This window comes from Flavobacterium sp. Root420 (assembly GCF_001427905.1).
Classification (GTDB): Bacteria; Bacteroidota; Bacteroidia; order Flavobacteriales; family Flavobacteriaceae; genus Flavobacterium.
Genome location: NZ_LMEF01000001.1, coordinates 194,041 through 208,250 on the forward strand (window position 1 = coordinate 194,041; position 14,210 = coordinate 208,250).

Below are 14,210 nucleotides of genomic sequence, written 5' to 3' on the forward strand. Positions count from 1 at the left end.
TTGGCACAGAACGTGAAACTTGAAACCTGAAATTTGAAACTATTCTTAAAATCCGCTTGGTTTCAAATGTAAACCGGTGGTTTCTTCTAATCCAAACATTAAATTCATGTTTTGAATGGCTTGGCCTGAAGCACCTTTGGTTAAGTTGTCAATGATTGAGGTAATCAAAATCCGGTTTCCTTTTTTCAATAAACTGATGATACATTTGTTGGTTTGAACGACTTGCTTCATATTGATATTTGTCGTTGTAACGGTTACAAACGGTTCATTTTTATAAAAATCTTGGTATTTAGCAACCAATTGTTCCAAACTATCGTCGGATAGTGTATATAATGTTGCAAAAATTCCTCTTGGAAAATCTCCTCTGTTCGGAATAAAAAGCAATTCACTTTCAAAATCATCCTGCAATTGAACCAAACTTTCTCCAATTTCTCCTAAATGCTGGTGTTCAAAAGCTTTATAATGTGACATATTATTGTTTCTCCAACTGAAATGCGAAGTTTCTGAAAGACCAACTCCAGCGCCGGTACTTCCGGTTGTGGCATTAATATGAACGTCGTTATTCAACAGATTGTTTTTAGCCAATGGTAACAAAGCCAATTGAATTGTTGTAGCAAAACAACCCGGATTTGCAATATAATTTGCTTTTTTGATATCCGCTTTATTCAGTTCCGGCAAGCCGTAAATGAAATCTTTTCCTTCAAAATGAGCGTCTTTATTCAATCTGAAATCATTTCCTAAATCGATGATTTTAGTGTGGCTCGCAAATTGATTTTCCTTCAAAAATGAAATCGATTTTCCGTGTCCCAAACATAAAAACACAACATTTACATCTGGATTGATGGTGTCAGTAAAATTCATTTCAATATCTCCCATCAAGTCATGGTGCGCCACAGAAAGTGGTTTACCCGAATTGGTTGTACTGTAAACAAAATCAATGTTTACATTGGGGTGATACATTAATATTCTGATCAATTCACCGGCTGTGTAGCCCGAACCACCAATTATTCCGACATTAATCATGATCTAAATGGTTTACGGATGAAAATATGTTTTGAGCATTTCCTAAAATCTTAATAAATCCTTTTGCATCATCAGACGTCCAGGCATTGTTCATTTCTCCATATTGACCGAAACCTGTATTCATCAAATCATTATCAGATTCAATTCCGTCAAGCGAAAAATGATATGGTTTTAAAGAAACAGTTACAACTCCATTAACTGTTTTTTGCGTGTCTTGTAAAAACGTTTCGATGTTACGCATTACCGGATCTAAAAACTGTCCTTCATGAAATAACATTCCATACCAGTTTCCTAATTGCTCTTTCCAGTATTGTTGCCATTTTCCAAGCGTATGTTTTTCTAATAAATGATGTGATTTGATGATAATTAATGGAGCAGCAGCTTCGAAACCAACTCTTCCTTTAATTCCGATAATAGTATCTCCAACGTGAATATCTCTACCGATTGCAAATGCATTTGCCAGTTTTTCAAGAGCAACAATATTATTAGATGGTTTATCCATTATACCGTTTAATCCAACTAATTCTCCTTGTTCAAAATGTAATCTTACTTTCTCTTCACCATCTTTTTGCAATTGAGAAGGATAAGCGTCACTTGGCAGTGGCTGGCTTGAAGTTAGTGTTTCTTTCCCTCCAACACTAGTTCCCCAAAGTCCTTTATTGATCGAATATTGCGCTTTTTCCCAAGAATAATGAACGCCATTTTGAGCCAAATAATCAACTTCTTCTTGTCTTGAAAGTTTTAAATCTCTAATTGGTGTGATAATTTCAATTTCAGGAGCAATAGTCTGGAAAATTAAATCAAAACGAATTTGGTCATTTCCTGCACCTGTACTTCCGTGTGCGATAGCGCTTGCTCCCACTTTTTTAGCATATTTTATGGCTTCAATAGCCTGAAAAACACGTTCTGCACTTACTGACAACGGATATGTATTATTTTTTAATACATTTCCGAAAATCAAATATTTTATAGCTTTATCATAATATTTATCTACAATGGTAAGATTTGCGTGTCGTGCACTTCCTAATTCGTAAGCTCTTTTTTCAATTGCTGATAATTCTTCAGCATCAAATCCTCCTGTATCTACAAGTACGGTATGAACTTCGTATCCTTTTTCATTTTTTAAATATTTCAAACAATACGAGGTATCTAATCCTCCACTATAAGCTAATACAACTTTTTTCATTTTATATAATTTAGGCTAATACTTTCGTATTTAGCAAGTTTGAGATTTCTTTCTATTGGTATTCTTATGGAAAAAAAATAAATGACAGAATCTTATTTAAGAATAAGGCTTGTTTTATTTTTTTTAATCTGTTCAAAACAGCCTCATTAAAAGGGTGTCTTGGCGGATCTTTTTGCTTTTCTTTTGGGTCGTACAACATTCCGGTACAAAGGCACATTTTGTTTTCTTTGCTTTTTAGAATTTCGTAATTGGTACAGGTTTTACAGCCTGACCAAAAACTTGGATCGGTTGTTAATTCAGAGAAAGGCACCGGTTTATAACCTAAATCAGAATTGATTTTCATCACGGCTAAACCAGTGGTGATTCCAAATATTTTAGCATCGGGATATCTTTTTAGAGAATAATCAAAAACTTTTGATTTGATCTTTTTAGCCAAACCTAAACTTCTGTAATCCGGATGCACAATTAAACCAGAATGCGCGACGAATTTTCCGTGTTGCCAACTTTCGATATAACAAAAACCTGCAAATTTTCCATCTGCCAGAGCAATCATCGCATCACCGTTCGACATTTTTTTCTGAATGTACTCAGGAGTTCTTTTAGCAATCCCCGTACCTCTTAACAAGGCAGATGATTCTATTGTATCGCAAATTTCCTGTGCGAATTTGAAGTGTTCTTCTTGAGTTACAACAATAGAGATTTTCATTTCAATAGTTGAAGTTAGAGTTAAAAATTAAAACGTACTGTTTAGTTTGAAATCTAAAAATCAATCCAATAAAATTAGACAAAATAGAAGTAACATTCTCAAAATCAAAAACTTGATTTAGAAAATTCACAAAATGATATATACTTTTAGGATATGTTTGTCCAGTGGACAAATTAGATGATTTCAAAATGAAAAATGAATATAAATAAATACGCGGCGAAAAACTCTGTGAATACTATAGAGATAGCATCCGTACTTCGGGAGAAGTTACAGGAGAGTTTGTCCGTGACAAAGAAGTTATATGTAAACTTATTTTATTCATCGATGCAAAAGTACACTATTTTTTTATTTACAAAACAAAAAAGTAAAATTCTAACATTTTTTTAGCGTAATGTTATTTTTGTAAGGCACTAAGATTCTAAGATGCTAAGGCTCTAAGATTTCTGAAACTTTTATTTTTTTACAAAAAACACAAACTATAACATGATTCAACAACCTTAGGTTGATCACTGATTAACAATTGAAAACTGAAACCTGAAACAAGAGAAACTAAAAAACCCGATAGCTACTAATAACTATCGGGTTTTTATAAATTTATATTCTTTATTCTTTATTCTTTATTCTTAATAAACGGAATTACTTGTCCATTTCCTAAAATAATCATATCAAATCCTGTTTTAGCTTCATTAAATTTGAATTTTAGACCTGCACTTTTTGACTGAAAAGTATCTTTTTCTCCGTCAACCGGCTCAACAGAAAACATTGGATAATTTGTTATCTCTACATTAAGAACACTGCTTTTCTCTGTAAATTCAATTTTCAAAGGCGCTTTTGCGGTCGAATAAGTCCCAACATAAGCATCTAAAATAATATCTTTCTCTATTACTCCTTTTGTTGCTGTCCAAACATTATTACTTTCGTTATAATCTGGAAAAACATGATCGGGATCTAATGTCACACTTTCAATCTCTTCTGTAGAATTATGTTTGAAAGACCATTCATTGTTACGCTGCCAAATTTCAACAGGCAATTTAACTCTGGTTACTTTTCCGCTTTTTGTTTTTACATCCAAAATAATTGGCATAGGCATCTTATCAAAATTTTCCACCGTAATTACAACTCCTTTTGATGGATCGTTTTTCACGTATTTGATCGAATTAATTCCCTGATCAAATCGCCAGTTGTTTACAAACCAGCTTCTCCAGAACCAACTTAAATCTTCTCCGGCAACATTTTCAATTGTTCTGAAAAAATCATCAGGAGTAGGATGTTTATAAGCCCAACGCTCTACATAAGTACGCAATGCTTTGTCAAAGCGCTCTTGTCCTAAAACTTGCTCTCTTAGAATTGTCAAACCTGCACTTGGTTTTACATAACATAAAACCCCAATATTAGCTTCCTTCATATTATCAGGAGAACTCATAATGGTCTCTAATTTTGGACTAGTTAAATACTCTACATCTTCATGAAGATCTGAAGGTTTTTGCTTGTATTCTCCGTTATTAAAATCAAAAGAACTTACCGAGTTAATAAAAGTATTAAAACCTTCATCCATCCAGGCAAATAAACGTTCGTTTGAACCAACAATCATTGGAAACCAGATATGTCCAAATTCGTGATCTGTAACTCCCCATAAATCATCTCCTTTAGATTTCCATCCGCAGAAAACTATACCGGGATATTCCATTCCTCCTTCATTTCCTGCTACGTTTGTCGCAGCCGGATAAGGATATTCAAACCATCTTTTCGAATAATTTTCAATTGAAGATTTTACATATTCTGTAGAACGTCCATAAGCATCATTTCCAGCACTTTCAACAGGATAAGCTGATAAAGCCAATGATTTTTTACCACTTGGTAAGTTTATTTTTGCTCCGTCTAAGATAAAAGCTGGCGATGATGCCCAGGAAAAATCACGTGCATTTTTTATTTGATAATGCCAGGTTTTCTCCCCTGTTGCATTTGTATTTGCTGTAGCTGCCACTTCTTCTGCAGTACGAATCATTACAGTTTTATCACTCTGAGATGCTTCTTTGTAACGCTTAAACTGTTCTGTAGGTAAAACTTCAGCAGCGTTTAACAATTCTCCTGAACCTACAACATAGTGATTTGCAGGCACCGTAATTTTTACGTCAAAATTACCATACTCTAAATAAAACTCAGAAGCTCCTAAATAGGGTGCCGTATTCCATCCTCTTACATCGTCATACACACACATACGTGGATACCATTGTGCAATCGTGAAGATTTTTCCATTTTTAGTTTCTAAAACCCCCATTCTGTCAGATCCTTCAAAAGGCGCTATAAATGAGAATTCAATTTTAATTTTTACAGATCCTCCCTTTGAAGCCAATTCTTGTGGAAGAAAAATTTGCATTCTGGTATCCGTAACGATGAATTTTGCATCAGTTTCAACCTTAGTTTTTCCACCAGAAATTACTTTTACTGATTTTATTTTATTTCCTCCTTCAAAAACCTGACCTTGAGCGCCATTTCGGCTCCCCGTTAAAGGCACAACAGCGTTTCCTCGTGAATCTTCTTTGAATAAGTTTTGATCTAAGTTTAACCAAACAAATGATAATTTATCAGGACTATTATTAGTATAAGTAATTTCATCGGTACCAATAATTTCATTTTTTACTGCATTTAATTTTGCTGTAATTTGATAATCAGCTCTGTTTTGCCAATACTCAGCTCCAGGCTGACCACTTGCAGAACGGGTTGATGTACCGTTTTTTGTATAAAAATGCGGTGCAAAAGCATCATGATAATTATAGTTATTTACCGGGTTTGCTGCTGTTGGAGCTGGGGTTTGTTGTGCCCAAACAGAAGTAATCCCTATAAACAAAGCCATGGCTAATATGGCTTTAGAAGATTGTTTTTTCATATTTTTTAGCTGTTTATGTAGCAAATTAATGAAAAAAAAAGCTATTTAAAGAGAGAAGTTTAAGGTTAAATTTGATTTTTAGCAAAATTTTATCAAAAAAAAATTAAGCTATTTCCTTCAAAAACTGAAATTTATAAAATATATTTACAGCTAGATAAAAACTAATTCCTTTTAATTATATCATTTTGAATACAACTATTTCAAATTCAACACTTAAAGCTTCTATCAAACATGTAGGAGCAGAATTATCATCATTAAGGAGCAACCAGAACAAGGAATTTATCTGGGAAGGCAATCCTGATTTTTGGGGAAAGCATTCTCCTGTTCTTTTTCCGATTGTAGGAACTCTAAAAAACAATACATATACAGTAAACGAAAAAAAATATCAACTGCCAAGACATGGTTTTGCACGTGATATGGAATTTCAATTGATTGATAAAACAGAAAACAGTGTTACTTTTTCTTTGCAGTCAAATGCGGAAACGCTGAAAAAGTATCCTTTTGAATTTGAATTACAACTCATCTATACACTTCATGAAAGCGCTTTAGATATTCAATATAAAGTAACTAATAAAAGTGAAAGTAAAATGCCTTTTTCTATAGGTGCCCATCCGGCCATTGCTTTACCTGAAAATTTTGAGAGTTATGCATTAAAATTTGAAAGAGAAGAAGTTCTGAAATATTATCTTCTTGAAAATGATTTAATATCAGATAAAACTAAAGTTCTGGAAACAAAGAATGGTTTAGTCCCATTAAATTATAAATTGTTTGAGAATGATGCGTTAATTTTTAAAACGTTAGAATCAAATTCACTAACAATTCTTGAAAATTCAAAACCTTATATAAAAATTGATTTTGAAGATTTTCCAAGTTTAGGAATATGGACAAAAGAACAAGCTTCATTTATATGTATTGAGCCTTGGTTAGGATATTCTGATACAGCTGTTAATTCAGGAGATTTATTCGAAAAAAAAGGTGTTTTAATTTTGGATGCCAATCAGACATTCACTTCAAAATTCAGTATACAAATATTATAAAATCTAAAAAATGTTAGAATTCAATTTTTCTCCATTTCCAATTATAGAAACGGAACGTTTACTTTTAAGAAGAATTATCAATGATGATGTAAACGAGGTTTTTGAATTGCGTTCAAATCCTGAAACCATGAAATATATTCCAAGACCTTTAGTGAAAAACACTGAAGATGCATTAGAACATATAGCTATGATAGAAGATAAAATCGTTACTAATGTTGGAATCAATTGGGGTATCACTTTAAAAGGTAGCTCAAAATTGCTAGGAATCATAGGCTATTACAGGATGCAGCCTGAAAATTACCGCGCTGAAATTGGCTACATGCTTTTACTCGAATTTCATGGAAAAGGAATTATTCCTGAAGCTGTAAATAGATTAATAAGATATGGTTTTGATGATCTAAAATTACATTCCATCGAAGCGGTAATTGATCCTGAAAATTTCGCTTCAGAAAAAGTATTACAAAAATGTGGTTTTGTTAAAGAAGCGCATTTTAAAGAATCTGAATTTTATGAAGGCCGTTTTCTCGATAAGGTAATTTACTCATTACTAGACAAATAAAAAACTACTAATTTCTTATAAAAATAAATCTTGTTAAATATACTTTTTCTACAATAGCAAACCAGCCTATTGCGTTATATTTGCACGCGAAATAAATGACTAAGCTTTATTTCGATTCCGAAAACTTATTTTTATGAAAAAAATACTTATCCTTTTTGTTCTCTTCTCTTCTGTTCAAAGTCAAAGTCAAACTTATGTAAAATTTAACGCTGCTACTGCTCTGTTTGCAATTCCAAATGTAGGAATCGAAACAAGTATCGGAGAAAAAACTACTTTTAGCGTTGATGTTATGGCTTCTTTCTGGGAATCATTCAATGGTCATAATCCAATGAAATTTTATACTTTGACTCCAGAAGTTCGTTATCATTTTAAAGAAAAATATAATGGTTTTTATGTAGGTGGTCATGCTGGTCCTGACATTTATGAAATACAAAAATGGAATTATTGGGACACTAACAAATACGAACATGGTTTTGGTTATCGTTTAGGAGTTACTGTTGGTTACAACATTAAATTAAACGACAAATTTTTATTAGATATTTTTGCAGGAGGTGGCTGGCACCAAGGTTTTTACCACGGCTATTACAATGATGGAACTCCGGGAAGATATGAAAAGGCTGCCAATTGGAATAAAAGCGGTGAATGGTTACCCTATCGTGGTGGCGTGATGCTTTCTTATAAATTAAACTAGAATTTAGGAAGGGATTTTACATATAGTTCCTCTACTTTTTTACGAGCCCAATCTGTTTTGCGTAAGAAGGTCAAGCTGGATTTTATACTCGGATTTGAGGTAAAACATTTTATCGGAATTAATTCCGATAATGTATCAAAACCATAATAAGCGACAAGCTTTTCTAATATTGATTGAAGCGTAATTCCGTGTAAAGGATCTTTTGATTGATTTTGCATTTTATATTTTTAAAATAATAGTAAAAGACCGTATTCTAAAAGTACGGTCTTCCTTTTTTACAAAATTAACGAATTGAAATTAAATTTAAATCAAATCGACTACTATTAGAATATAAATTTAAATCCGAAAGAAAGTGGTGTAGTTAAATTTGGATTACCTACCAAATAAGCTGAGTCAACATTTGCAACGTGTGCTAATCCAAAATTAGTAACAGTAGTTTTTTCTCCAACTTTTGGATCCAAAGTCGTAGAAGTAAAATTTGCTAAATCATAAGAAAACTCAACAGAGAAACTTTTAGTTACGAAATAATCAAATCCACCTGATAAAGCTAAACCAACCTGACTTACTTTTAAGTCATTTTCTTTTTCTTTTCCAGTAATAATTGGAGCAGCCAACTGTCCGAAGAAATATAAAGAACCGGCAACATTCCAATATTTTCTTGCTAATGGCTCAATAACAATTAAGTCAGTCTTTGCAGTGGTTCCTGTATTTGATTCTGATTTCATATTAATAAATCCCAACCCAGCCCCAACTGCTACTGACGGTGTTACAAATGTACCAACAACAGGCAATACACTTACATTTGTATTTTTAAAATCTCCTGTTTTAGTTTGCTGATAACCAATTTGTGAAGTAGCAAACCATGCTCCTTTTAAACCTTGATTTGCATCTTGTGCTTTTGCGGTTAAACCAATCAACACAATACCAACTAATGATAATTTTTTTTTCATGTTTGAGTTTGTTTTAAATTATTCAACAAACTTATCTGTAAGTTTTTTCTTTAAACATGATCAAAATCATTGATTAAAAAAATTCTTTAATTATCTTAGATTGCATTAAAGTTTTTCAATTTTGTTTTACATTTGCAACTATGTTAAAAACAGTCAATATACTTAATAAAAGAGCTCGTTTCGATTATGAGATAATCGATACCTATACTGCCGGAATTGTTTTATCCGGAACAGAAATCAAATCTATACGTTTAGGGAAAGCTAATATTACCGAAAGCTTTTGTGAATTTAATAATCTTGAGCTTTTTGCAATCAATACTTATGTTGAAGAATATTCTTTTGGAAATCAATTCAATCATAAGTCAAGAAGTGAAAGAAAATTACTTTTGAATAAAAAAGAGCTAAAAAGTCTTCACAAAAGTGTACAGGCAAAAGGACTTACTATTGTCCCGCTAAAGTTATTTACAAATGAAAAAGGTCTTGCAAAATTGCAAATAGGCCTTTGCAAAGGAAAGAAAAACTACGACAAACGTGAATCTTTGAAAGAACAAGATACAAAACGTGACTTAGACCGAATTAAAAAAGCTTTCAATTAAGTCACTTTAACTCACCCTAAAATGGTGTTTATTAACATTTTATCGTTAATTTTATATAAACAATTTAACTGTAAAATATGAAAAAGCACTTAGTTTTGTTAATCTCCGTACTGACACTTTCAAGTTGTGGAAGTAATACATCAATTGTAAGTAGCTGGAGAGATCCTGATGTAACTGTTGCACAAGAGCACTTCAAAAAAGTTTTAGTTGTTGCTTTAGTAAAAGATGAAGCTTCCAGAAGAATTACAGAAAATAGGATTGCAGCCAGTAATCAAATATTTAAAACTTCTTATCAATATTTAAACGAAGGCACTAAACAACTTACCCAGGAACAAAAATTAAAAATTTTGCAAGATGAAAATTTTGATGGCGTTGTTACGATGCGTTTAGTAAGTACTGATAGAGAAACGAACTACGTTCCCGGAACTTATACTGGTATGTATTATGGAGGATTTGATGGTGTATATACAGGAATGTATGGATACGGGTTTGGAAACTGGTACGGAATGTATTCTCCAAATTTCTACGATCCAGGCTATTATCAGGAAACGACATCTTATATGGTAGAAACTAATATTTTTTCATTAAAACAAAATAAATTAATCTGGACAGGAACAACAAAATCTGAATACGTTACGGATTTGGGACAAACTGTAGACGCAATTATGCAAGCAGTTGTTGGCGAAATGAAAAAAGACGGATCTTTACCTAAATAAATCATGAAAAGCAATATCTATATATTGCTTTTTTTACATCTATTAAAATGACTAATTTTGTCAAGACATTTTAAATCATTTTCAAATGAAAGCACTCCTTAAAAATGCAAGAGAACAAAAAGGATTAAAAACTCGTGAGGTCGCTCAGCTTCTTGAAATTGACCAGGCATTGATAAGCAAGTTTGAATCTGGTACCCGAAAACCCACAAAAGAACAAATCTCTAAACTTTCACAGCTGTTAGAAATCGACTTTGAAACGTTGATGATAGCTTGGCTGAAAGAAAAAATCTTATATGAAATTGGTGATGAAGAATTTGCATTAAAAGCATTATTTCTGGTTGAGCAAGAAATTCAAAACAATAAAAAAATCATCAGTTCTGGAGTTTTATCTTCTATACAATCAGTTTTAGATGAAATTGAAATTTTAAAAAAACAGATACAATCTTTTCAACATTTCGATTTACATCGAATTTCAAAAATTTTGGAACTGGAATTTATTTCAGAGAGTAATCGCTTAAATGGAAATTCATTAACATTTCAAGAAACTAAATCAGTCATTAATGAAGGATTGACGATTTCTGGAAAAAGCATGCACGAGCACTTAGAAACTGTAAATCTTCAGGAAACTCTAGGCTATATTAAAGATTTAAATCAAAAAAAAGTTTCCTTATCAGAAAAAGAATTACTTACAATTCACAATTTAATAGTAAGAGGAATCAAACCCGAAAATTCAGGAAAATACAAAAATGACCCTCTAATTATTCGAGAAATGAATTTATTTTTTAATTGGTATGAAACTAATAAAAACAATATACATCCAATACTTTTAGCATCAGAAGCACACTTAAAAATTTTGAAAATTAGTCCTTTTGAAAATGCAAATATTCAAATTGCTAATTTGATAATGAATTGGATATTACTTCAAAATGGTTTTGTTTTTGCTACAATACAAGGAAACGAAAATCAAATAAATGAATATTTATCTATATTGAAAGAATGTCAAAATAAAAGTGATCCGTCTCTTTTTGTAAATTTTATTCTTCGAATCGAAAAAGAAAATTTACTTCGCGCCATTGAATTGGTTTCAAAATAGAAAGCCCATTAAGGGCTTTTCTAATTTTTATCTTCTAATAAAGGAACAAATCGAAATTCTCCAAACTCATGTTTCTCAAATTGCGTTTCATTTTTACGAATTAATAAAGTCATAATTTGAACATCATCACCAAGCGGAATAACCAGCCTTCCTCCTATTTTTAACTGTGCCATTAAAGGCTGAGGGATAAACGGAGCGCCGGCCGTAACAATAATACTATCAAACGGAGCATGATTCGGCAAACCTTTATAACCATCTCCAAAAGAAAGATGTTTTGGACGGATATTTAACTTTGGAAACAAATTTGAAGTTGCTTTAAACAATTCATTTTGTCTTTCTACACTATAAACTTTAGCACCAAGCATAAACAAAACAGCAGTTTGATAACCTGAGCCCGTTCCAATTTCTAATATTTTGTGGTCTTTTTTAACTTCTAACAACTGCGATTGAAAAGCAACAGTATAGGGCTGTGAAATAGTTTGTCCGGCTCCTATAGGAAATGCCTTGTCCTGATAAGCATAATCTTCAAAACTTGAATTTAGAAAAAGATGTCTTGGGATTTTTTTTATCGCATCCAAAACTGCTTTATCAGTAATTCCCTTTTGTTCTAAAGTGCTTACTAATTGATTACGAAGTCCTTGATGTTTGGCAGTGTCTTTCAAAATGGGTAGGTTTTATTTTGGCAAAAATAAGAAAGTAAAAAAGAAATCAAATATTGATTTTTAATTATTAAATCGCTAAATCTTTATTGCATTAACTTTTACTTTCAACAAATAAATTATATTTTTGTTTAAAATACATTCTCATGTTAAAAGTAGGAGTTTTAGGTGCTGGTCACTTAGGTAAGATACATTTACGCTTATTACAACAATCTGATAAATACGAATTAGTTGGATTTTACGACGAAAATCAGGAAAATGCCGAAAGAATTTCAAAAGAATTTGGCTATAAAAACTTCAACACTATTGCAAAATTAATCCACGCCGTGGATGTAATCAATATTGTAACACCAACACTTTCGCATTATAAATGTGCTAAGGTAGCTATAAAATCAGGAAAACATATCTTTATAGAGAAACCTATCGCCAATACTGTAGAAGAAGCTGAAGAAATTATTGCTTTAGCCAAAGAATACAACGTAAAAGGTCAGGTTGGTCATGTAGAGCGTTTTAATCCTGCTTTCATTGCAACAAAAAATATGATCGAAAACCCGATGTTTATTGAAACGCATCGTTTGGCCGAATTCAATCCTCGTGGTACTGATGTTCCCGTAGTTTTAGATTTAATGATTCATGATATTGATGCAATTTTGAGTGTTGTTCATTCAAAAGTAAAAGATATTCATGCAAGTGGTGTTTCCGTTATCAGTGACACACCAGATATTGCCAATGCCCGAATTGAATTCGAAAATGGTTGTGTAGCAAACTTAACAGCCAGCAGAATTTCGATGAAAAACATGCGTAAAACACGTTTCTTTCAAAAAGACGCCTACATTTCAGTTGACTTTTTAGAGAAAAAATGTGAAGTAGTTCGTATGAAAGATGCACCAGAAGTTCCTGGCGATTTTGATATGATTCTACAAAATGCTGAAGGCGTAAAAAAGCAAATCTATTTTACAAATCCTGATGTTGAGCAAAACAATGCAATTTTGGATGAATTAGAGTCTTTTGCAAATGCAATAAACACAGATACTACTCCAGTAGTAACTTTAGAACAAGCTACAGATGCTTTGCGTGTAGCCTATCAAATTATTGATTGTTTCGATAAATAATTTAATTTCAAAAAATAAAATTAGCCACGAATTCACGAATTATTTGGTGAATTCGTGGCTAAAATCATAAATATAATACCTCAATTTAAATGAAAACTATAGCTGTAATTGGTGCTGGAACAATGGGTAACGGAATTGCCCATACTTTTGCACAAAGTGGTTTTACCGTAAAACTAATTGATGTTTCAGAAAAATCATTAGACAAAGGAATGGCGACTATTGCCGCTAATTTGGACAGAATGCTGTCTAAGGGAACGATTACTCAGGAAGATGTTGCCAAAACGATTACAAACATTATTACCTATACTGATATTAAAGACGGCATTGTTGGTGTTGATTTAGTTGTTGAAGCCGCCACAGAAAATGTGGAACTAAAACTGAATATTTTCAAACAATTAAATGAAGCTTGTTCTCACAATACCATTTTAGCAACAAATACTTCTTCTATATCCATTACACAAATCGGAGCTGTTGTAGCACATCCTGAACGTGTTATCGGAATGCATTTTATGAATCCGGTGCCAATTATGAAATTAGTCGAAATCATTCGCGGATACAATACCAGCGACGAAGTGACTAAAATTATCATGGATTTATCGGTTAAACTAGGAAAAACTCCAGTTGAAGTAAACGATTATCCTGGTTTTGTAGCCAACAGAATTTTGATGCCAATGCTAAACGAAGCAATCGAAACGTTATATAATAAAGTTGCCGGCGTTTATGAGATTGATACAGTAATGAAACTAGGAATGGGACACCCTATGGGACCACTTCAATTAGCTGATTTTATTGGTCTTGATGTTTGTTTGGCTATTTTGAATGTAATGTATGAAGGTTTTAAAAACCCTAAATATGCTCCTTGCCCTTTATTAGTTAATATGGTAAGAGCGGGAAAACTTGGAGTGAAATCTGGTGAAGGTTTTTATGATTATAGTGAAAGTAAAAAGGCAGAGAAAATCTCTAAGCAATTTATTCTTTCATAAAAAAGAAATACC

Annotated in this window: 15 protein-coding genes; 8 read left to right on the top strand and 7 right to left on the bottom strand. The window is 32.3% G+C overall.

The features are described from left to right. Positions 1-45 precede the first annotated feature (45 nt). The 4 genes from argC to ASC72_RS00880 form a co-directional block, all read right to left on the bottom strand. Positions 46-1,023 (bottom strand): N-acetyl-gamma-glutamyl-phosphate reductase, encoded by a 978-nt coding sequence (gene argC / locus ASC72_RS00865; RefSeq protein ID WP_056185293.1) that lies wholly within the window; start codon positions 1,021-1,023, stop codon positions 46-48. Next, positions 1,016-2,209: an argininosuccinate synthase gene (locus ASC72_RS00870; RefSeq protein WP_056185296.1), complete on the bottom strand. Its 1,194-nt coding sequence runs from the start codon at positions 2,207-2,209 to the stop codon at positions 1,016-1,018. Before ASC72_RS00870 ends, argC begins: the two co-directional genes overlap by 8 nt. 64 nt (positions 2,210-2,273) lie before the next feature. After that, positions 2,274-2,915 carry a GNAT family N-acetyltransferase gene (locus ASC72_RS00875; RefSeq protein ID WP_056185299.1) on the bottom strand — a complete coding sequence of 214 codons (642 nt, stop codon included), beginning with the start codon at positions 2,913-2,915 and terminating at the stop codon, positions 2,274-2,276. 610 nt (positions 2,916-3,525) lie between these two features. Further along, on the bottom strand, positions 3,526-5,802 hold the full coding sequence (locus ASC72_RS00880; RefSeq protein ID WP_056185302.1) for a M1 family metallopeptidase: 2,277 nt from the start codon (positions 5,800-5,802) through the stop codon (positions 3,526-3,528). A 185-nt stretch (positions 5,803-5,987) separates the two neighbouring features. Between ASC72_RS00880 and ASC72_RS00885 the strand changes: the two genes are divergently transcribed. From ASC72_RS00885 to ASC72_RS00895, 3 genes are all read left to right on the top strand, one after another. Beyond that, complete coding sequence (locus ASC72_RS00885) at positions 5,988-6,839, top strand: aldose 1-epimerase family protein (RefSeq protein WP_056185305.1); 852 nt, start codon at positions 5,988-5,990, stop codon at positions 6,837-6,839. A 10-nt stretch (positions 6,840-6,849) separates the two neighbouring features. Beyond that, the gene (locus tag ASC72_RS00890) at positions 6,850-7,398 is read left to right on the top strand and encodes a GNAT family N-acetyltransferase (protein WP_056185308.1); all 549 of its coding nucleotides are present in this window, start codon (positions 6,850-6,852) and stop codon (positions 7,396-7,398) included. A 133-nt stretch (positions 7,399-7,531) separates the two neighbouring features. Then, on the top strand, positions 7,532-8,089 hold the full coding sequence (locus ASC72_RS00895; RefSeq protein WP_056185311.1) for a DUF3575 domain-containing protein: 558 nt from the start codon (positions 7,532-7,534) through the stop codon (positions 8,087-8,089). On the opposite strand, the gene ASC72_RS00900 is transcribed toward ASC72_RS00895, so the two are convergent. Together ASC72_RS00900 and ASC72_RS00905 are read right to left on the bottom strand one after the other, a co-directional pair. Further along, positions 8,086-8,307, bottom strand: coding sequence for a VF530 family DNA-binding protein (locus ASC72_RS00900; protein WP_056185314.1), 222 nt, complete (start codon positions 8,305-8,307; stop codon positions 8,086-8,088). The two genes, ASC72_RS00895 and ASC72_RS00900, sit on opposite strands and share 4 nt — an antisense overlap. A gap of 105 nt (positions 8,308-8,412) precedes the next feature. Further along, a complete protein-coding gene (locus tag ASC72_RS00905; protein ID WP_056185317.1) occupies positions 8,413-9,039 on the bottom strand; it encodes an outer membrane beta-barrel protein in 627 nt (208 codons plus the stop codon). Positions 9,040-9,179: 140 nt separating this feature from the next. On the opposite strand from ASC72_RS00905, the gene smpB reads away from it, so the two are divergent. From smpB to ASC72_RS00920, 3 genes are all read left to right on the top strand, one after another. Next, positions 9,180-9,635, top strand: coding sequence for an SsrA-binding protein SmpB (gene smpB, locus ASC72_RS00910; RefSeq protein ID WP_056185320.1), 456 nt, complete (start codon positions 9,180-9,182; stop codon positions 9,633-9,635). Between the two features lie 77 nt (positions 9,636-9,712). Next, the gene (locus ASC72_RS00915; protein ID WP_056185323.1) at positions 9,713-10,351 is read left to right on the top strand and encodes a hypothetical protein; all 639 of its coding nucleotides are present in this window, start codon (positions 9,713-9,715) and stop codon (positions 10,349-10,351) included. A gap of 85 nt (positions 10,352-10,436) precedes the next feature. Next, positions 10,437-11,444 (top strand): helix-turn-helix domain-containing protein, encoded by a 1,008-nt coding sequence (locus ASC72_RS00920; RefSeq protein WP_056185326.1) that lies wholly within the window; start codon positions 10,437-10,439, stop codon positions 11,442-11,444. Between the two features lie 20 nt (positions 11,445-11,464). On the opposite strand, the gene ASC72_RS00925 is transcribed toward ASC72_RS00920, so the two are convergent. Beyond that, positions 11,465-12,106 carry a protein-L-isoaspartate(D-aspartate) O-methyltransferase gene (locus ASC72_RS00925; protein ID WP_056185327.1) on the bottom strand — a complete coding sequence of 214 codons (642 nt, stop codon included), beginning with the start codon at positions 12,104-12,106 and terminating at the stop codon, positions 11,465-11,467. Between the two features lie 143 nt (positions 12,107-12,249). Between ASC72_RS00925 and ASC72_RS00930 the strand changes: the two genes are divergently transcribed. Continuing rightward, positions 12,250-13,215: a Gfo/Idh/MocA family protein gene (locus ASC72_RS00930; RefSeq protein WP_056185330.1), complete on the top strand. Its 966-nt coding sequence runs from the start codon at positions 12,250-12,252 to the stop codon at positions 13,213-13,215. An 89-nt stretch (positions 13,216-13,304) separates the two neighbouring features. Next, positions 13,305-14,198: a 3-hydroxyacyl-CoA dehydrogenase family protein gene (locus tag ASC72_RS00935; RefSeq protein WP_056185334.1), complete on the top strand. Its 894-nt coding sequence runs from the start codon at positions 13,305-13,307 to the stop codon at positions 14,196-14,198. Positions 14,199-14,210 lie beyond the last annotated feature (12 nt).

Coding starts and splice junctions, on each gene's coding strand:
- argC (WP_056185293.1), bottom strand. CDS start 1,023: ATGATTAATGTCGGAATAATTGGTGGTTCGGGCTACACAGCCGGTGAA.
- ASC72_RS00870 (WP_056185296.1), bottom strand. CDS start 2,209: ATGAAAAAAGTTGTATTAGCTTATAGTGGAGGATTAGATACCTCGTAT.
- ASC72_RS00875 (WP_056185299.1), bottom strand. CDS start 2,915: ATGAAAATCTCTATTGTTGTAACTCAAGAAGAACACTTCAAATTCGCA.
- ASC72_RS00880 (WP_056185302.1), bottom strand. CDS start 5,802: ATGAAAAAACAATCTTCTAAAGCCATATTAGCCATGGCTTTGTTTATA.
- ASC72_RS00890 (WP_056185308.1), top strand. CDS start 6,850: ATGTTAGAATTCAATTTTTCTCCATTTCCAATTATAGAAACGGAACGT.
- ASC72_RS00895 (WP_056185311.1), top strand. CDS start 7,532: ATGAAAAAAATACTTATCCTTTTTGTTCTCTTCTCTTCTGTTCAAAGT.
- ASC72_RS00900 (WP_056185314.1), bottom strand. CDS start 8,307: ATGCAAAATCAATCAAAAGATCCTTTACACGGAATTACGCTTCAATCA.
- ASC72_RS00905 (WP_056185317.1), bottom strand. CDS start 9,039: ATGAAAAAAAAATTATCATTAGTTGGTATTGTGTTGATTGGTTTAACC.
- smpB (WP_056185320.1), top strand. CDS start 9,180: ATGTTAAAAACAGTCAATATACTTAATAAAAGAGCTCGTTTCGATTAT.
- ASC72_RS00915 (WP_056185323.1), top strand. CDS start 9,713: ATGAAAAAGCACTTAGTTTTGTTAATCTCCGTACTGACACTTTCAAGT.
- ASC72_RS00920 (WP_056185326.1), top strand. CDS start 10,437: ATGAAAGCACTCCTTAAAAATGCAAGAGAACAAAAAGGATTAAAAACT.
- ASC72_RS00930 (WP_056185330.1), top strand. CDS start 12,250: ATGTTAAAAGTAGGAGTTTTAGGTGCTGGTCACTTAGGTAAGATACAT.
- ASC72_RS00935 (WP_056185334.1), top strand. CDS start 13,305: ATGAAAACTATAGCTGTAATTGGTGCTGGAACAATGGGTAACGGAATT.